Below are 17302 nucleotides of genomic sequence, written 5' to 3' on the forward strand. Positions count from 1 at the left end.
GGGTGCGTCTGCACTCGCCCTTCGGGCTCCTTTCGACGCACCCGATACCGCCCATCGATGCCGTCGACAACAAGCACCGAACAGCTCTGCAGAACAGGAATCGTTTCGCATTTCTGATCGACGCCGCCATCTGGTGTCGGATTCTGACCGCCGTTCACACGCCTTGGGCTCCCGCGCGCAAGCTGCTGGTGGTGATGGCTACCTTGATCACAAGCAGCGTTGCAGCAAGGCCGATGGTCAGCTCATTGCTGAAGCCCAACTGCGCAGGGGTCTTGCCGTTGCCGAGGATCTGCGGGAACGACACCGCGAGCAAGCCGATGATCAGGAAGTTGACGAGCGAGAGAAGCGGCAGCGTCCATCCCTTCGGCGCGGCCGCGCGGGCTTTTGTCGTCAACTGGACGAACGCGAACGCGGCGACACCGAATACGGGACCGCTGACAATCGACCACGTCACGAGGTTCGCGCTCAAGCCGAAGTGCGGCACGACGTATTGCGATTCGTCGCCAAGGCCGAGCCACGCGACTACCGCCGCGATGACCGAGGTGACCAGCGCGGGAATCACGACCCGCAGTTCGAACGACCGGAGCAATACTTCAAGAACAAAGATCGCTCCGCCGAACGGAACGTTGTACACGGCGGCGAGCCCGGCGCCTGCCCCGCAAGCCACCATCAAACGGGTTTGCTCGACGGTCAAGCCGGCGTAGTGCGACAGCCATCCCGCAAGCAACGAGCCGATCTCTCGGGGGGCCACCTCGCGGCCTAGCGGCGAACCCAGCGCAACGGTGATGATCTGAAGCAGGGCATGCGCGGTCGTCGTGACGGGAGGCATGCGCGGATCGTCGGATGCAACGGCCTTCTTGATGCTCACCAGCGGCCTGCCATAGCGATAGATGACGAACCAGCCGCAGCCTGCAATGAGACCGCAGAACACGAGCACGGCGACCCGGCGCCCTGCCGATGCGGCCTCCACACCCTCATAGAAACTCTCGTGCCCCACCAGATGCGTGATGCTGTAGCCGTAAGCGACATGCTGAATAAAATGCAGGAGGAGCGCCAGCGTCATACCGCCCAACCCGGCACCAATCCCGGTAAGAACGGTGACCACGGCAAATCTGATCAGTGGGTTGCCGGGAACACCGGGGCGGAATGGTTGAGCGAGCATCGAAGAGTGTCAGCGATATGAAAGGGGCGTTCGATTGAGCATCCTTGCGCTCATCGGTCAAGCGTAATCAAAAAACTGCAATTAGCGTGAACCCGAATCTACCGCTTGGGCAATCAGGCGTCAAATTCATTTATTATTTTCATTAATGTAGTTTGTGCATGATTCCCATGGGGTCCCAGGCGTGAACCTATTGATCGCGATCAGCTTTGCGTCGGCCCCTTGAGCCTTTCAAGAAGCGAACTGATCAGATCGATGGGCATGGGGAAAACAATAGTCGAATTCTTATCGCCGGCTATGGTGGTCAATGTTTGCAGATAGCGCAGTTGCATGGCTTGCGGCGCTTTTGCGAGCATTTGCGCGGCTTGCAGCAGCTTTTCCGACGCCTGCAGTTCGCCCTCCGCGTGGATGATCTTCGCGCGCCGTTCGCGCTCGGCTTCAGCTTGCCGGGCAATGGCGCGCACCATGGTCTCGTTCAGGTCGACGTCCTTGATCTCGACATTCGACACCTTGATGCCCCATGCATCGGTCTGCGCATCGAGCACCTTTTGAATGTCCATGTTGAGTCGCTCGCGTTCCGCCAGCAACTCGTCGAGTTCATGCTTGCCGAGGATCGCGCGCAAGGTCGTCTGCGACAACTGGCTGGTTGCCTCGAAGAAACGGGCGACCTGAATCACAGCCTTCTCCGGATCGACCACGCGAAAGTAGACTACCGCATTCACCTTCACCGACACGTTGTCGCGGGTGATCACGTCTTGCGGCGGCACGTCGAAGACGACGGTGCGCAGGTCCATTCTCACGACTTGCTGTACTGCTGGAATGATGAGGACAAGGCCTGGCCCCTTGACCTTCCAGAATCGGCCGAGCATGAAGACGACACCGCGCTCATATTCGCGAAAGATGCGGATTGATGAGAACAGGATAAGGATGACCAGCGCCAGCAAGACGCCGCTGAAGCCAAACGTAAATCCGACCATCATTTTTCTCCTTGTTTTATTTCGTCCAGTCGCGCCACGCTCAGCATCAGGCCATGACGCCCGAGCACCCGCACTCGCTCCCCGCGCGCAAGCACTGCAGGCGCTTCATCGCAAGACACGCGCCATCGTTCGCCGTGCACGCGAGCCCAGCCGCTGTCGCTTGGCGCCACGTCTTCCAGCATCTCGCCGATGCTGCCGAGCATCGCTTCCGCTCCGCTTACCACGGGCCGTCGACGTGCTCGCAGCGCGATGCTCGACACGACGAACACGAACAGCGCGGTAGCGACAGTCAGGCCAACCACGAGTGCTACCGGAATGCCATAGCCGGGGGTATCGGTACGGAACAGCATGAGCGCGCCCATGGCAAACGCGACAATGCCGCCGAAGCCGAGCGTGCCGAACGTGGGCAGGAAAATCTCGGCAACGAGAAAGGTAATGCCGAGCAGGACCAGGCCCAGACCGGCCAGGTCGATGGGCAGCAACTGCAATGCAAACAGGCCCAGCATCAGGCTGATTGCGCCTGCAACACCGGGTAACGCAAGGCCAGGATTTGCGAACTCGAAGAACAGGCCGTACATGCCGATCGTAATGAGAATGAGCGCTACGCTTGGGTCGGTAATGGTCGCGAGAAAGCGGCTGCGCCAGTCGGGCTGGATCGTCATGACAATCGCGCCGGATGTGGCGAGGACATGATCGCCCGTGATCGTGTGCACATGCCGGCCGTTCAGCTTCGCGAGCAGGTCCGGCAGGTCGGACGCGTTCAGGTCGATCACGTTCTGCGCAAGCGCTTCGTTCGCCGACAGGCTGACCGCTTCGCGTACCGCGCGTTCGGCCCACTGCACATTGCGGCCGCGCAGTTGCGCGAGGCCACGTATATAGGCCGCCGCGTCCTGGACTTGCTTGGTGGTTTCCGTGGATGCCGGGTTCATGCCGGCGGACGCCGACGCATCCGGGGCTGTCTTTGCCTGGCCCGGCTCAGGCTCGGCGGAGGCGCCTGCGCCTATACGAATAGGCGTGGCGGCGCCGAGGTTGGTGCCTGGCGCCATCGCGGCAATGTGGCTTGCATAGACGATGTACGTGCCGGCGCTGGCCGCCCGCGCCCCGCCCGGTGCAATGAACGCTGCAACGGGAACGGGTGAAGCGAGGATGGCCTTGATGATCGAGCGCATCGACTGGTCGAGTCCGCCGGGGGTATCGATCTCGAGAACGGCAAGCTCAGCGTGTTCGTCAGCCGCCCGGGCAAGCGCGCGAACAACGAAGTCGGCGCTCGCCGGACCGACAGCGCCGTTGAGCGGAATGACCACTACAACCGGACTTGCGGCTGCTGCGCTGCAGAGCAGCAGCCCCGCGAAAAAGGCCAACGCTTTGCGCAACAGTAAGCCCGCTGTGCCGGAAAGCGCGCGCACGGCATCCGGATGAAACAAGCGAGACGGATAACGTTCCATCACGATAAGAGCCGCGTTCTGTGGACAGGGTGACGACGGCTCAACTAGGGTTGCCTGATATTAAGCTTATGCCAAATTAAGCACATACCAAATGAGTCCACCCTAAGGATTTCCACGATGAAGCTGCACCAGTCGCTTGAGCGGCAACAGGCGCAGGCAAAGGCTTCGCTTACCCCCACCCGATTGTTCCTGGTTGCGTGCAATGCCGGAATATTTTCACGGCTTCGATCGTTTAATCCCTATACCGCTTGCCATTCGGCACGAGCACGGTGAAATTGCCAGCGACGCCGATGCGTCCGGGTTCATGCAGGAGACGATGATGCGCCAGTTACTTCTGTTGGGAGTGATGCTTGCCGCGATGGGTTGTGCTGCGCCCGCGCTTGCGCAAACATACAACGATGCAGCCGCTACAGATATTGACTCAGGAGCCAATTGCCGTGCCGTAGCGGGGCAAGCGGACGTTGACGGATCGATGCAGCAAGTCGTGGGACGCGCGTGTCTGCAAAGCGATGGAACTTGGCAGATCGTCGAGAGCCCTGACGGCAGCATGCTTGTGTACCCGGTCGCGTACTATCCGTATCCCGATCCGTGGTACTGGGGGCCGCCGCTTTTCATTGGCGCGGGTGTGAGCTTTATTTTCGTCGATCGTTTCCATCACCGTTCGCATCTCGACCATTTTCATCAAATGGGTCATATGCATGTTGGCGCGCCAATGGGTTCCGGCTTTCGTGGCGGAGCATCGCGATTTGGCGGCGGCATGCACTCGTCCTGGGGAACGGGGCGGCACTAAGTCCACGCTCAGTCGACGCTCGGCTTGAGTTGAGTCAAGCAGATGCGTATTGAAATTTTTAAATAACACGTCCGGCGAGAACGCGACATTCGAATCACCCATTGCCTCTTGCCGGGTCAAAAGCTGGACGGCAGTCCGACTCGCTTCCGGCATGTCGATTTGCTCGCTCATTGCAGGGCGACCCCAGGCAATTTCGATTCATCCAGCACGGCGACTCCGCAGAACCAGTCGCCTCCGTGTGCGTCGTATTTCCAATGCATATTGGATTTCATCAGCGACCTGCAATTATCGAGCGAAATCATGCCGGGCTCGGCGACGGTGCATCGACCTATGGCAATCGTGGGCACCGGCAACACAGGCTCAGAGGCTGCGCGACCAGGCGAGGGCTTCGAGATGGATTGCAGGTCGTCGACCACTTGCTGGAGTTCTTCGATACGGCCTGAGTACCAGGTCGTGAGGCACGTTTCATCCGTGCAATGCGTTTCTCGCCAAGTCCATTTGGCATCGCTGTCGGCGCGGAATGAATGTTTATCCGCAACCGCGCGGCGCGCTTTCCAGTACAGCTTTCCAAGTTCATCGTCGAGCTTCGATAAATCCGGGTTGTGGCAAATCAGCTTTTCAGTCGCTGAGTGACCGAGGTTGCAATCGAAGCTGGTAGCGTGAGCCACGAGCGGACTGCCGAACAGAATCGCGGAGATCAGGGTGGTCTTGAAGAGGGTCATCGTTATCGCTGGAAGAATGGGCCTTTTACCCATACTCGGCTGGATTCGATACCGGGAATCCGAAGAATAGAACTGGGGTTCGGTCAGTAATTACCAAATATTTCCCGTAGACCAGACTGTTGTTCAAACAGCATGTGAACGGATGACTAGCGTATTTTTTTACGAGCGGTGTGAGGTACGCTAGGAACCGCAGGCCGGGGTGATAAGCGGGGCGGGTAAGCAGGTAAAGGAGGGCACGACCGGCGCTGGTTGAATACTTTACTGAACGCTTACGGTACTGCATGACCGCTAGCGGTGTGTCAGAAATGTGGGGTCACCACATTGATGTTCGGTAAGTCCGGGTAAGGAGTCCGGAAAATATTGCGGTCATTCTCTAATGATCACGGCGCGATACGCGAGATCATTCGAGATCGAAAGACACGTCTGTTTGGCAAATTATCAAGCATCTGCGGCGAGCGTTGGCGCTAGCGATGCAGCAGGGGTTTGCTGGCGTGGAGCGAGTCGCACAGATTGTCTTTATCATTGAGGGTACGGCGCTCAAGGCCAATGCCCCGGATTGAATCTGACGGCCTGAGCCGCTCGCCCGGGTAGTGGTGCCGGGTGAAAGAAATCAAGGATCTGATCAGTGCATTGGTGGAGCGCGTAAGTGTTGGCTGAAGCCGGCGGTGCTGTGGTTTCCCCCTCGCTAGTTCCAAAACATGGCTCATCGGAGTTGGCTTATGTTGAAAACGGTCGCAGTCTCTTCATTGCGTCCTGGCATGTTCCTGCACAGTGTGGATCGGCGCTGGCTCGATCACCCATTCTGGAAGAACTCGTTTTTGCTCACCGCTGTCGACATCGAGAAGATAGTCGCGGGCGGAATTACGTCCATTGTGATCGATACGGATCGAGGTCTGTCGTGCTCTGAGGACAGCCTGGACGAACCGGTCGACCCGTTCGATGCAGGCAGCTCGGCCGTGCAGGCGGAAGACGGCCAACTACTGGGTACGGCGGTTACGACGCGCGCGCAACTGCCGCGAAGACAAGTAGGTGAAGAAATTGAACACGCAAGGCGCTTGTTCGAATCGGCCTCCAATGAGATGAAAGGGGTGTTTCAGCAAGCCCGCATGGGACGCGCCGTATCAGGCGCCAGCATGATGCCGCTGGTGAAGAGCATTGCCGCGTCCGTCATACGCAACCCGTACGCATTGACCAGCGTGGCGCGCCTGAAGCACCACGACGGTTACACGTATATGCACTCCGTTGCCGTGTGTGCGTTGATGACCGCGCTGGCGCGCGAACTCGAACTTGACGAGCCAGGCGTGCTCGAGGCCGGCGTAGCCGGTTTGCTGCATGACCTCGGCAAGGCGCTCATGCCGCTCGCCGTGCTGAACAAGCCCGGGAAGCTGAGTGTGGAAGAGTTCGAGGTCGCCAAGAAACACTCCTACGACGGCTGGCACATGCTGCAGTCGGCCGATGTCAGTGTAGGGGTGCTGGAGGTCGCGCTACACCACCACGAAAAGATCAATGGCGGCGGGTATCCGCATGGGCTCAAGGACAAAGCCATTCCCCTGCTGGCCCGGATGGGTGCTGTCTGCGACGTGTACGACGCCGTTACATCCGAGCGGCCATACAAATCGTCCTGGCATCCGACTCAGGCACTTCGCAGCATGGCGTCGTGGGATGGGCAGTTCGACAAGACCATTCTCGCGGCCTTCATCAGCACGGTGGGCATCTATCCGGTCGGCTCGCTGGTTCGGCTGGAATCCGGTTTTCTTGCTGTCGTACTCGATCAGGGCAGCGGGTCAATTCTCGCGCCGACCGTCAAGACCTTCTTCTCATGCAAGTCGAATCAACCGGTCTTTCCTCAGATAGTAGACCTGAAGAAAGCAAAAGGTGCCGACCGGATAGTGGCCATTGAAGATCCCAAACAGTGGAATCTTCCGCAACTAAACGACCTTTGGTTGAATCAAACCGGCCCCTTTGCGTAGGCCACGCGGGGTGCGCCGTGGGTCTTTGCATCATCTCACCCGATATACCGGCGGGTGCCCCGGGTTAGCTCAAGCAGACAATTCAGTCGCCGCCGTCTCAGCTTGACTGTGTCCCGTCGACATTTCATTCCCATCAGGCTTTCAATCGCGCACGACAGATTGACCAAGGGTAGCGCGACAAGAGCGCAATCAGCCTTGCTGCGCTCGCACCCCCGTCCAGGTAATGCCCGGTAAGCAGATGTCATCTACCGCCCGTAATTGCCGAAATGCCCCTCTTCAAAGCACTCTAATCTCTCTATGCGTGCATGGAGTCCTCTGCGTTGATTCCTTCAAACGCACATCAGGTCCATGACGGGAAGCTGCGTCAGGGCCCTGGTGTTCAGGCCGGTCCAAATCGCAGCAACGACTGTTGAGGGAGAAAAATCTTGCGGCGCTGCATTTTCATCGCGATGCTCTTTTGCATACTCAATCTTCAGGCTTGCGCCAGTTCGGTAGAAACGTTTGCCTTGGGCGGAATCGTTGGTGCGGTGGCGGGCGTATCTGCCATCGTCTGCGCGGTCGGATGTAAATGACTCGTGCCCCCAAGCGTCCAAGTCTGCGTGACGTACCCCGCCAGAATGCCTCAATCGCGCGGCACAACGACCAACATGCGAGTCAGGTAATGGGGCATGTCACTCGCTTCCTCTCGATACCTGAACCCGCTGACTCGCTGGCGGATCACGGCACCATGCCAGTCATTCGGCAAGCAATGACGGCGGAACTTTCGCATGGGTTGAGCGAACCAATGATCGAGCGGCTTCTTAAGCGCAACGATGTGGTACTGCTAATGGAATGTGATCAAAGGGTATGTCGCATCCCTTATCGTGGCAAGCAACGCAGGGGCGACATATTGCGCTTCCTGAGAATAGCGGGGCCGCAGGTACGGGCGCTTGTCTATAGCCACCAAGCTGAAGAGGGTCCTGTGTGGATCGACGTCATGTCGGGCGAAGTCTCTGCCCGGTAAACAGGGTGCTAAACAGGGTGCCAGCATCTGCGTGCATTTCTTGTGTCTCGTGCCACTAGCGGGTCCGATGGAAAGTAGCGTCGATTGGCGCCGCTTTAACTGCGGTAAGGACACGTTGTTAATGATTCTGTATTTTATGAACCAACGAGACGCCATCAGGTATCTCGTGGAGGTCAGGCGTGACGCCTTAGCCAAGCCGAGCTCGAAAGTCATTGTTAAAACGCATTTGCATGAGAGTCCGGGTGTTGAGGGCGTTGAACGCGTTCTCCTCGACGTGAGGGCCGCCCGTACTGCCTATTTCGTGGAATGCAATTCAGCGGTGGGAGATCGGATCGTGTTTATTACCTGAGTCCCGTGCCCCGCTAGTCGCGGGGAACTCGTTGCGGGGAACTCGTTGCGGGGAAGCCGGCTGTCAGATACGCCCGTCATGCCGCTTCGAATCTCCACTCCTCAAAGCTTTTGAACTCCCCCGTCTGGATGTCGACCCATAACATTTCCCCGTCGGATGTGTGGCTAAAGACCAGCGCACGAACCTCGCGCTGACTATCCAGGAATCCCAACACGGCACGCAACGTGTGTTTCCCGCGATACCGAATTGCGCGGCTCGATACACCTTGACCGCTAACAAGCATGATGGGATTGATGCGCACTTTGCAAGCAATCTCGCCGGTTGTGGAAAAATTCATTTCATCCTCCAAGTACGTTCAATACTCAGTGATAACGTCAGCGGTGCGAACAACCTTAGACTACGAAAGACCCGGTAAGAGAATGAGCTAAACGACGCTACCTGCTTTGGAATACAGGCCATCAATTGGTGGATTGCCTGGTCGAATTGTTCGCCTTCAACCCTCGAAAAGAATATAAAAAATTGCACAGTTCGCAAGGGAACGCCTAAGCAGAAAGTATTGGCTGCATTACTGGATCTTTCATTGTCGCGCCGGTATCGCTTAGTCCATAAGACTGCCGGCATGCTAGCCGGCCTCGGCTTCTTACCCTGCCTTTCCAACACTACAGATTCCTGCTTTCTGGGTCGATATGACGTCTGGGCGAATGAATCCGTGCGCTCGCCATTCAGTCATATGCAGCACTGCGAACCTGCTCCAGGCAGCCGATTCGGCATCACGCAATAACCAACCGAGAGACACCATGGCACTCGATTCCAGCATGTCAATTTCATCTTCGGATTTTCCCAACAGCACGGCCAAGCCATCGTCCAACGTGCCGAGCAGTGCGCTTCCTGAGCGGCCGTCAACGACATCGTCGGGAAGCGGAGATGCCTTGATGGCGGCGCTCAAGCTTACGTTGCAACGTATGGGGCTCGACCCGAGCGGGTTTGCAGCGGCCAGTAACGGATCCACTGACACCGATTCTTCTTCGGGCAACTCGGGCACGACCGCCGAATCTCAAACGCGCGGGGAGGCCAACAAAAGCGCAGGCAAGCAGTTCCTGGTGGCGTTGTATCAGGCACTTGTCTTGCAGCACAGCCTTAATGCGCCCTCTCAGCAAGAGGGCGATGTTGCGCCAACGGACCAGGTGACATCAGCGTATGTCGATCTCGGCTCTTCCATAGAAGAGCTTGCGAAGACTGTCCGGTCGACTTCCGTGGAACCCGATAGTCCAGCCGACACCTGGGACTGGCAGCTCGACGACCCCCTTGGATCCACGTCCAGCGGTGCTGATAGTGCGAATGGCACCGTCACCATTGCTGGAGCTGTCAGCACGCTCGACAACGCATTGCAATCCTATGTAGCGCCTGATGGTAATGCGGGAGAGGTGTCGTTAGCGGATGTTCTGGATGGTTTGAGCGAAGAGACCAAGGGTATTAGATGGAATCCGATCGGACTGGTCGTCGACGTGAAGGTCTAGGTTTCACCATGCCGAATGTTCAGTGGCAACGCAATTTTCGCGCTCCCCTTGCGTTCCCCTTGCGTTCCCGTTAACTACGGCTGAGACAGCACGGTAAGTGCTCGTAAGGAGTCGAGAAAAAGCGGTGATCTTTCATTGATCAAAGCGAGCGGTTAAGCGTGATCATTCATTGTCGAAAGAGCGTTCCAGCGACCTGGCATGTATTCAAATCTGTCTTGAGGCTGCCTCGATCCCTTAACCTTTATTGAAAGCGAGCCTGATCATGAATGTCAACAACTATAGCCCTGCAGAACGTATTGCGCCGACGACCATGCGCCCGACCGGCGGCAGCTCAGGTAACGCAGCAGGCAATGCTGCTAAAACCGATTCGCCATCGCTGCCGATCGAGCAAGCGACTCCTCCAACTCTGCCGTCGAACGGCTTGGTCGGCACACGCATCAACACCAGCGCCTGAAAGGGTAGCGGCCTTATATATGCTCAATCTGCAGTCTTATAAACGCCACGTGCGGCTGGTGACATGCCTGATGACGGGCGTGTTCATATTGCCAATGGAGGGTTGCGCGGTGGCTGCATTGCCGTGCCGCCTGGTGTCGGCCACGCTTAAGATCGTGCCGGCCGTGGGTCATGCGGCCGCCGCCCCGTTCGATACATGCGCCGACGCAATCGATTGACCAAGACCGATTTTCCGCCCGACGTGATGAGCGGGCGAGCACGGCTTAGGACTTAGCCGCAGGTCATCAGCCCAGACGCTGGCCTTTATTTCGCCGTGCCGCGCGTGGCCAAAAACCTTGATCTGGTGAACCATTAAAAACATGAACTCGTTAAAGTTTGTGATTCTGGCTAGCGGTATAGCGTCGCTCGCTGGATGCTCAGGCGGCTCGAATTCTATCGTCGATATGCCGACGTTCGCGCCGGTCGTGGTCTCAAGTCCGTTGAATATTGAAACCGGGGGCGCAATCTACCAGGGTGGCAACACGCTGGCCTTGTACGAAACGCCCCATGCGCAACACGTGGGCGATGTATTGACGATTCGTCTCTCCGAGTCCTACTCGGCTAATAACAGCGGCGATGCGTCAGCTAACCGTGCGAGCGACATCAGCGCGGAAGCTGCCGATAAGTCTAGCGGAGCCGCGGCGCGACTGGCCAAGCTGTTTAACATTGGATCCGCCAGCACGACGTTCAAAGGGCAGGGAGCGGTGACGAACACGACCGGGATGACAGGGACGCTCGCGGTGTCGGTTATTGCCACGCTGCCGACAGGGAATCTTGTGGTTGCAGGGGACAAGATCATTGCGATGAACCAGAACCGCGATCGTCTGCGGTTGTCGGGTATCGTGAATCCCAAGGATATCGAGGTTGGAAACTACGTATCGTCCAGCAAAGTGGCCAATGCGCGTATTGAGCAGGCAGGTGTGGGTATGCTCGCCGACGCAACTACAGTGGGCTGGCTACAGCGAATGTTTCTTAGCGTGCTGACATTCTGATCTCGCGAGGGCAGCGGCCGGGGTCGGCGCCGGTTTGCTGCTATAAAGCGCATCGCCATCATCGCTGACCGTCTTGAGCCAGCGGCTTGCTCCAGAGTATTTCGGATGAAACGCGAGACCGCCGATTACCTTTTACGCTGGCTTAGCATTTTAGCGTGCGCTTCGTGGACGCACGCTTCACGGAGCGGACGGATGTTTCGCCAACGTGCCCAGATCTTCATCCAGGCTTGTGCGAATGGTCGTGATTGCTTGGTCGACATTGGTCGGGCGGAGCAGATTGCGCGCGAGTGCTTCGTATACATATTGGCGGATCGCCGGAACCTGAGTCTTTAGCAGGACGTCGTGGTAGATATCCCTCATCTCGCTTTCCCGGCCGTTCAGGTCATATAGCCTCTGCAAATGCTGTAGATCATTAACCACCGCAAAGCTCGGTCCGAACCCTTCGCGGTCAACGCGGTCGCCATTCGGGTTGGACGGCGAAGTGCTTTGAGCGAATACGCTGCCGGCACCGGTTGCCAGGACGCTTGCGAGAAGGAGAGTTTGGGTAAGTTGTTTCATGATTATCGAGTAGGACTTCCCTAAGCGGAAGTCGGGTAAGAAATACGGAGTACTCAAGCGACCTTCATCGCATCTGCATTGATTCCGACTTCGACACCAGCCGTCGGCCATGTGCAAGATCGATCCTGCGAAGAAAGCACACCGGACGATCCTACTAAGTAGATCTTCTACAGCGTTGTATCCATTGACGAAGAACGGTGCGGAGGATGACTGAGATACGGTCACTCGCCTACATTGATTCGTCAATGCGCAGGGTTATGATTGCGCACTTTCGCGAACGCTGAATCGCCGAGCAACATGCACGTTCGCCAAGTCCTTCCTGAATCTTATAAAAAATTTCATCGCGTTTATTCAAGTGCGGAAAGTAAGCGCATACGCCTCCGAAATGGCAGGCAATTAAAGGAAATATTGCGTAAGCCTTAAGACAAAGTCATGCCTTTTCCACGAAATTTACTTGAGAGAAAAGGAGGATCATTCGATTCAGGGAGGTTCGTTACCCATACAATGCGATGCTTCTCCTGGCGCCTTCGTCAAGCGATCAATTGATCAATTCATCGACGATCTATTTTTTAATTCTGTAAAATTCGCGGAGAGAGCATGTTGCTGATCGGCGGTGCAGTAGGTTTTATGTCCGGGGTTCTGCTTATGTTCTTCCTCCTTGGACTTCGGGTGCCTGAAGATCGGGTAGTCGATGTCACCAGCACGCCGACGACGCACAATCCGGCTAAAGCGCGGACTCGGAGCGCCGAGGCGTTCTTTCGAGTACGCGGTTCCCGCGCTTGAATCCCGCGGTCAGCGAATAGCGCTGGCCGATGCAACAGTCGAGCAGTTTGTATAAGAAGAGGATTACGCCAATGGCGAAGAAAAGCATTACTGAAGACGCTCAGGACGTGATGCGGGCGGCCATCCTGATCGAACTCGGTGCACGTATTCAAGTGCTGGAAAGCGAAGTCAACCTCTCTCGCGACCGCATGATCCGCCTTTATCAGGAAGTGAAGGGCGTGTCTCCGCCGAAGGGCATGTTGCCGTTCTCGGTCGACTGGTTCCTGACATGGGCACCGAATATTCACGCATCGCTCTTCTACAACATCTATAGATTCCTGACGGATCTTGCGGGTTGTTCGCATTTCGATGCATTGACTAAGGGCTATAAGCTTTATCTCGAGCACTGCGAGCGTCACGACAGCTACATCATGTTGAGCTTCACGCGCGCCTGGACGCTCGTGCGTTTCTTCGACGCCGGCATCCTCCAGCTGACCCGGTGCTGCACTTGCACGGGCAAGTTTGTTACGCGCAAGCAAGACGCGGCGCACGGCGCGGTGTGCGGAAGTTGCCAGCCGCCGTCGCGGGCGGGCAAGAGCGCCAAGCCCGTTTCTCGGGTCACGGAAGACGAAGCCGCCGCTGAATGCAGCCCCGGACAGTTCGACGCCATGGAGGAGTTGAATTCGACCCTGTCCAACTGCGCTGACTTGGAGCCGGCTCGGCACGAGGCATCCTGTGGGCAAGCTGCTTAAGCGAGCTACCTCGCGGGCCACATAAGCCACGCTATAGAGTCTCCGAGTCTCGGGTTCGTGTCACCGGAGACTCGTGACCATGTTGCGGCCTTTCTGGCCGCATCGGCGCTTCATTCTCTAATCAATCCGACGTTGCAACCACCATCTTGTCGATAAGCGCCGTGACCTTGGTCGCCGTGCTCGCGAAGCGATCGAGCTTGGCGCCGCTTGTAGCGTAGCTGGCAGCGATCACGATCTTCCCGTGCTGGATCAAGGTGAGGTTGATGGCAGAAATGTACTGGGTGTACCCGTCGGTGAATGTGCGATGGCCCCAATCGGTGGCCGCGCTGTACACGAGCGTCGCTTCGCAACTGGGCGATGAGGTCCCGGGCGCATACACAGTCGACTCCACCCCGCGTTTATGCAATGCGTACTGCAATGCCGGGACAAAGTCGCCAACCGGGACCATGGAATTCCACTCGATGCAAACAGTATGAAGGGACGCCTGATCACCATTGATGACGGTGGGTGAAGAGTGGTTCGATGCAATGCTCAATCCGGCTTGTACGACGGAGCCGGCTGCATCGACAGCGGATATCACGGTCAGTGCGCAGCCCGATAACAAGCATGGGCTGAGCGCGGCGCAGATGAGCGAAGCATTGCGCAGGGATCTTTTAATCCGGCGCGCGAGGAGCCCCACTGGTTCGGCGATGTCGGTCATGCCGGGGCGAATGGCGGGTTCGACAATGGCCGAGCCGTATCCTTCGGTCGTGCATTCGATCAAGCTATCCATGACGCCGCCACCCCTGGTTTGCGATCTTCAGCGAGTAGCGAGCGGATGCAATTCGTGTGAACCTTGCACGCTTGCAGTAAGACTGACTCGACCAGACACGCTCTTGACGATGAAATGACCGCGAAGACGACGGGTGATATTCCTGTTGACTTGCATGACTGATTTCCGAGGATGAACAGGGCGTTGGTTGTGATCCAACTAGTGGAAAGCAATGGATCGTCTGGCCGCAATTCGATAGTCGCGTACATCGGCAAGAGGTGAAGCGGCAAGCAACAGACAGCTCCCGCAAGGCCTTTCTCAACCTTTCCGCGTCGGCACGAAAAGTCATGCAGTTCGCAAGGGAGCGCCACTCGCCAACTTTCGCTAGCTCGCGTCAACGCTACTGGTCTTCCATTGCTGCACAACGGACTTCACCCAGGCGTCGGGCGCTTTGAGCAAATAAACAAGCGTGGCATTACGCGTAGCCGGCAAGAAACGCAAGGTGATCGAACTCACCGCGTTTTCCCATTCGTAGACCGGTAGCGCATTGCTTGCAGAGGTGGAGGCAGATGCATGCGCGCCAGCGCGCGGCACGCCATAGCGGTCCGCAAGAGCGTGGCGCAGATCGGCCGCCGTGCCTTCGTCTATGACGAACGACATTTCATACAACCTGAAGGTGGTTTGTCCGCTGACCCGTGCGAAGCGCAGCATGTGGTCCTGCGCCGGCGCGCCGTCGACCACTGCGCGCGATATCGCCCAGCCATTGGCTTGTTGATGCGCCCAGCGGCAAGCAACCGTCAGGCTTTCGCGCGTCTTAAGACTCATGCCCAGGGAGCCGGCGATCACATCGGTCTCGCACACCGGCACACTGTCGATCGGGGTCGCCCTGACGGTCGCGCCTGCCTGGAATGCGTCGAGGGTTATACCGAGAGGAATTCCGCGAAATTCGAAGGGCGTATCTTGAGGGTGCCTTTTCTGATCAGCGGCTTTGCTCTTGGAGCCACCCGCGTCGTGCGCGACCGGGTCCGCGTGAACGGTGACGAACGGAGTAAGCGACAGCACTCCGGTAACTAGCGCAAGTGCGCAGGCAAACAGGGTGGGTTTCATGGCTCAGTTGATCGCTAACGCACGCATGTCGAATACCATGCTTGCGGTTTGCTCCACGAACCTGACCCTGTGCAGCATCGCCGAAGGCCATTGACCGCATTGGGCCGTTGTTGTGGGAACATAAAGCCGGTTCGAGAAGCCAGAAAGTTCTGGTTTGCCGTGATGGGTCATGATGAGCCTCGCGTAGCGCATTGATTCCGAGCATCTATTCGACGCCACGCATCGAGGCACCAGGCTTGCGGGTGATCGATGCGCGGCAAAGCGTATTACGTGTCGAATCATCGCACCGGGTTTGGGCGTGCGATGTGAGAAGGAGTGCACGGTTTCCTGCAGTGCTTACGAGCTGTTTCCGCTGCTTACCATTTTTTAGCCGGAGATTCTTCGGGCTTAAGCAATCGGGAAAGGGGCGAGCCTGACTTAGAACATCGTGTTGTCGTTAGCCGCGTGCTCGGGCACTGGTTGGATCACATCCCAATGTTCGGCAATCTTGCCTTGATCGACGCGGAAGATATCGACGATAGCGTTGCCGCGGTCCTGCGGGTCGCGGGTCGAATGAACATGAAGAAACACGAGATCGCCATCGGCCGCGCTGCGCACGATCATGGAGCGTGCCTCGGGGTTTGCTTTGAAGCGTTCCGTAAAGAAGCTGATAAACGGCGCCGACCCGCTTGGCACGCGCGGATTGTGCTGAATGTAATTCGGCGCGAGCACCGTGCTTGCGATACTGAGGTCGTGTCGATTGAATACCGTGTCATAGAAGCGTACGACCAGCGCACGATTGCTTTCTTCCTGGGCGAGATTGCGCGTTGCCGTAGCGGCCGGCATGGCGCTATCTTGCGCGCAGGCGGCACGGCTCGCGACGACGGCAAGCAGTGCAGTAGCGGCGAGCGCACGGCGAAGGAGGGGTGTCTTGGGCAGCTTGATGATCATATGAAATCCGTTGGTTGGTCCGTTGCCAGTACTGCTTCAGTCATGATGTCCAGGCTTGGTCGTTATCTCAGCGCCAGCGCCAGTTCCACGAACTGCTGAACGCGTGAGTTCACATCGCCGTGGCGATGAGCAATATAAAGCGTCGTCTTGGTATCGTCGTCGTCGAGTTGCCTGAATACGACACCCGGTATGGCGATGGCCTTCAGCGTGGCCGGCACCAGCGCGATCCCCAGGCCGGTTGCTGTAAGGCCGATCAGCGTGGACGCCTGCTGTGCTTCCTGGACAACATAAGGCTCGAAGCCGCGCTTCGCGCATAACGCGACCGTTTGCTCGTGTACGGCGACACCCGCTTGCCGTGGATAGGCAATAAACGGTTCGTCGCGCAGGTCTGCGAGCTTGATGGACGCGGCCTTGGCGAGCGGATGGCTCGCATGTATCGCGAGCAGCAGCGGCTCTTCGAGCAACGGTGTAAATACCAGGTTCGACGGCGGCGTGGAGAGCGGCAGGCGCAAGAGTCCGACATCGAGTTCCCGGGCGTCGAGCTGTTCAATCTGCTGCGACGAAGACAACTCATGCAGGCCTATCTGCACGTTCGGCCGTTGTGTGCGGTACGCGTGGATCAACCGCGGAAAGAGTGGCGATAACGATGACGCATTCGTAAAGCCCAGCCGCAAACGCCCGACCTGACCGCTAACCGTTTGCCAGACATTTTCTTTAGCGAGGTCGATGCGCGCGAGGATGTGCTTCGCATCGTTCATCAGGGAAAACCCGGCCTCGGTCAATGCCACCGATCGACTCGTCCTATGAAAGAGCCGCGCGCCAAGCTCGGTTTCAAGCGCCTGGATCGCCAGGCTCAACGGGGCTTGTGTAATACCCAGCCGCTCAGCGCTGCGCCGGAAATGCAGTTCCTCGGCGAGCACAACGAAATATTCCAAATGCCTGACGTGCATTGATTGTCTCTGTGAATCAATAAGATTTTCTGAAGAATAAATCAGAATGGATTCTGAGGCGATACTTGTTCCGAAG

The 17302-nt window shown here is 57.5% G+C and carries 16 protein-coding genes and 1 pseudogene; 7 read left to right on the top strand and 10 right to left on the bottom strand.

From position 1 onward, the window contains the following. Nucleotides 1–160: 160 nt before the first annotated feature. The 3 genes and pseudogenes from BSU04_RS31425 to BSU04_RS31435 form a co-directional block, all read right to left on the bottom strand. Nucleotides 161–1162, bottom strand: a pseudogene (locus tag BSU04_RS31425) (chloride channel protein); the annotation flags it as partial. Nucleotides 1163–1362: 200 nt separating this feature from the next. Further along, nucleotides 1363–2136: a slipin family protein gene (locus BSU04_RS31430; RefSeq protein ID WP_089164187.1), complete on the bottom strand. Its 774-nt coding sequence runs from the start codon at nt 2134–2136 to the stop codon at nt 1363–1365. Then, entirely contained in the window at nt 2136–3581 is a 1446-nt protein-coding gene (locus tag BSU04_RS31435) for an NfeD family protein (protein ID WP_089164188.1), read from the bottom strand. The genes BSU04_RS31430 and BSU04_RS31435 overlap by 1 nt, the downstream gene beginning before the upstream one ends. A gap of 202 nt (nt 3582–3783) precedes the next feature. On the opposite strand from BSU04_RS31435, the gene BSU04_RS31440 reads away from it, so the two are divergent. After that, the gene (locus BSU04_RS31440; protein ID WP_373452895.1) at nt 3784–4371 is read left to right on the top strand and encodes a hypothetical protein; all 588 of its coding nucleotides are present in this window, start codon (nt 3784–3786) and stop codon (nt 4369–4371) included. Nucleotides 4372–4538: 167 nt separating this feature from the next. Here BSU04_RS31440 and BSU04_RS31445 read toward each other — a convergent pair whose 3' ends face one another. Next, nucleotides 4539–5093: a lysozyme inhibitor LprI family protein gene (locus BSU04_RS31445; RefSeq protein ID WP_089164189.1), complete on the bottom strand. Its 555-nt coding sequence runs from the start codon at nt 5091–5093 to the stop codon at nt 4539–4541. Between the two features lie 719 nt (nt 5094–5812). Between BSU04_RS31445 and BSU04_RS31450 the strand changes: the two genes are divergently transcribed. Further along, entirely contained in the window at nt 5813–7063 is a 1251-nt protein-coding gene (locus BSU04_RS31450; protein ID WP_089164190.1) for an HD-GYP domain-containing protein, read from the top strand. Nucleotides 7064–8491: 1428 nt separating this feature from the next. Here the strand turns inward: BSU04_RS31450 and BSU04_RS31465 are convergent. Then, complete coding sequence (locus BSU04_RS31465; RefSeq protein ID WP_089164193.1) at nt 8492–8752, bottom strand: hypothetical protein; 261 nt, start codon at nt 8750–8752, stop codon at nt 8492–8494. Nucleotides 8753–9230: 478 nt separating this feature from the next. On the opposite strand from BSU04_RS31465, the gene BSU04_RS31475 reads away from it, so the two are divergent. From BSU04_RS31475 to BSU04_RS31490, 4 genes are all read left to right on the top strand, one after another. Continuing rightward, nucleotides 9231–9932: a hypothetical protein gene (locus BSU04_RS31475; protein WP_144021413.1), complete on the top strand. Its 702-nt coding sequence runs from the start codon at nt 9231–9233 to the stop codon at nt 9930–9932. Between the two features lie 262 nt (nt 9933–10194). Continuing rightward, entirely contained in the window at nt 10195–10386 is a 192-nt protein-coding gene (locus BSU04_RS31480) for a hypothetical protein (protein WP_089164196.1), read from the top strand. Between the two features lie 19 nt (nt 10387–10405). After that, on the top strand, nt 10406–10603 hold the full coding sequence (locus BSU04_RS31485; protein ID WP_089164197.1) for a DUF6726 family protein: 198 nt from the start codon (nt 10406–10408) through the stop codon (nt 10601–10603). A 141-nt stretch (nt 10604–10744) separates the two neighbouring features. Next, entirely contained in the window at nt 10745–11416 is a 672-nt protein-coding gene (locus tag BSU04_RS31490) for a flagellar basal body L-ring protein FlgH (RefSeq protein WP_089164198.1), read from the top strand. Nucleotides 11417–11593: 177 nt separating this feature from the next. Here the strand turns inward: BSU04_RS31490 and BSU04_RS31495 are convergent, their stop codons facing one another. Beyond that, complete coding sequence (locus tag BSU04_RS31495; protein ID WP_089164199.1) at nt 11594–11974, bottom strand: hypothetical protein; 381 nt, start codon at nt 11972–11974, stop codon at nt 11594–11596. An 854-nt stretch (nt 11975–12828) separates the two neighbouring features. On the opposite strand from BSU04_RS31495, the gene flhC reads away from it, so the two are divergent. Beyond that, the gene (flhC, locus tag BSU04_RS31500; RefSeq protein WP_089164200.1) at nt 12829–13488 is read left to right on the top strand and encodes a flagellar transcriptional regulator FlhC; all 660 of its coding nucleotides are present in this window, start codon (nt 12829–12831) and stop codon (nt 13486–13488) included. 121 nt (nt 13489–13609) lie between these two features. On the opposite strand, the gene BSU04_RS31505 is transcribed toward flhC, so the two are convergent. The 4 genes from BSU04_RS31505 to BSU04_RS45860 all read right to left on the bottom strand — a co-directional run bounded on the left by BSU04_RS31505 (nt 13610) and on the right by BSU04_RS45860 (nt 17226). Beyond that, on the bottom strand, nt 13610–14260 hold the full coding sequence (locus BSU04_RS31505) for a hypothetical protein (RefSeq protein WP_256983512.1): 651 nt from the start codon (nt 14258–14260) through the stop codon (nt 13610–13612). A gap of 363 nt (nt 14261–14623) precedes the next feature. Beyond that, entirely contained in the window at nt 14624–15346 is a 723-nt protein-coding gene (locus BSU04_RS31510) for a hypothetical protein (RefSeq protein WP_089164201.1), read from the bottom strand. Nucleotides 15347–15763: 417 nt separating this feature from the next. Beyond that, nucleotides 15764–16276 carry a nuclear transport factor 2 family protein gene (locus tag BSU04_RS31515; protein ID WP_089164202.1) on the bottom strand — a complete coding sequence of 171 codons (513 nt, stop codon included), beginning with the start codon at nt 16274–16276 and terminating at the stop codon, nt 15764–15766. Between the two features lie 62 nt (nt 16277–16338). Further along, complete coding sequence (locus tag BSU04_RS45860; protein ID WP_179258506.1) at nt 16339–17226, bottom strand: LysR substrate-binding domain-containing protein; 888 nt, start codon at nt 17224–17226, stop codon at nt 16339–16341. Nucleotides 17227–17302 lie beyond the last annotated feature (76 nt).

The sequence above is a fragment of the Caballeronia sordidicola genome, assembly GCF_002220365.1.
In the GTDB taxonomy this organism is placed as follows: Bacteria; Pseudomonadota; Gammaproteobacteria; order Burkholderiales; family Burkholderiaceae; genus Caballeronia; species Caballeronia sordidicola_C.

Bases quoted from the DNA above. Each gene is read 5' to 3' on its own strand.
- BSU04_RS31440 (WP_373452895.1), top strand. From the start codon at position 3,784: ATGCCGGAATATTTTCACGGCTTCGATCGTTTAATCCCTATACCGCTT.
- BSU04_RS31495 (WP_089164199.1), bottom strand. From the start codon at position 11,974: ATGAAACAACTTACCCAAACTCTCCTTCTCGCAAGCGTCCTGGCAACC.
- BSU04_RS31445 (WP_089164189.1), bottom strand. From the start codon at position 5,093: ATGACCCTCTTCAAGACCACCCTGATCTCCGCGATTCTGTTCGGCAGT.
- flhC (WP_089164200.1), top strand. From the start codon at position 12,829: ATGGCGAAGAAAAGCATTACTGAAGACGCTCAGGACGTGATGCGGGCG.
- BSU04_RS45860 (WP_179258506.1), bottom strand. From the start codon at position 17,226: ATGCACGTCAGGCATTTGGAATATTTCGTTGTGCTCGCCGAGGAACTG.
- BSU04_RS31435 (WP_089164188.1), bottom strand. From the start codon at position 3,581: ATGGAACGTTATCCGTCTCGCTTGTTTCATCCGGATGCCGTGCGCGCG.
- BSU04_RS31485 (WP_089164197.1), top strand. From the start codon at position 10,406: ATGCTCAATCTGCAGTCTTATAAACGCCACGTGCGGCTGGTGACATGC.
- BSU04_RS31480 (WP_089164196.1), top strand. From the start codon at position 10,195: ATGAATGTCAACAACTATAGCCCTGCAGAACGTATTGCGCCGACGACC.
- BSU04_RS31510 (WP_089164201.1), bottom strand. From the start codon at position 15,346: ATGAAACCCACCCTGTTTGCCTGCGCACTTGCGCTAGTTACCGGAGTG.
- BSU04_RS31430 (WP_089164187.1), bottom strand. From the start codon at position 2,136: ATGGTCGGATTTACGTTTGGCTTCAGCGGCGTCTTGCTGGCGCTGGTC.
- BSU04_RS31465 (WP_089164193.1), bottom strand. From the start codon at position 8,752: ATGAATTTTTCCACAACCGGCGAGATTGCTTGCAAAGTGCGCATCAAT.
- BSU04_RS31515 (WP_089164202.1), bottom strand. From the start codon at position 16,276: ATGATCATCAAGCTGCCCAAGACACCCCTCCTTCGCCGTGCGCTCGCC.
- BSU04_RS31450 (WP_089164190.1), top strand. From the start codon at position 5,813: ATGTTGAAAACGGTCGCAGTCTCTTCATTGCGTCCTGGCATGTTCCTG.
- BSU04_RS31475 (WP_144021413.1), top strand. From the start codon at position 9,231: ATGTCAATTTCATCTTCGGATTTTCCCAACAGCACGGCCAAGCCATCG.
- BSU04_RS31505 (WP_256983512.1), bottom strand. From the start codon at position 14,260: ATGGATAGCTTGATCGAATGCACGACCGAAGGATACGGCTCGGCCATT.
- BSU04_RS31490 (WP_089164198.1), top strand. From the start codon at position 10,745: ATGAACTCGTTAAAGTTTGTGATTCTGGCTAGCGGTATAGCGTCGCTC.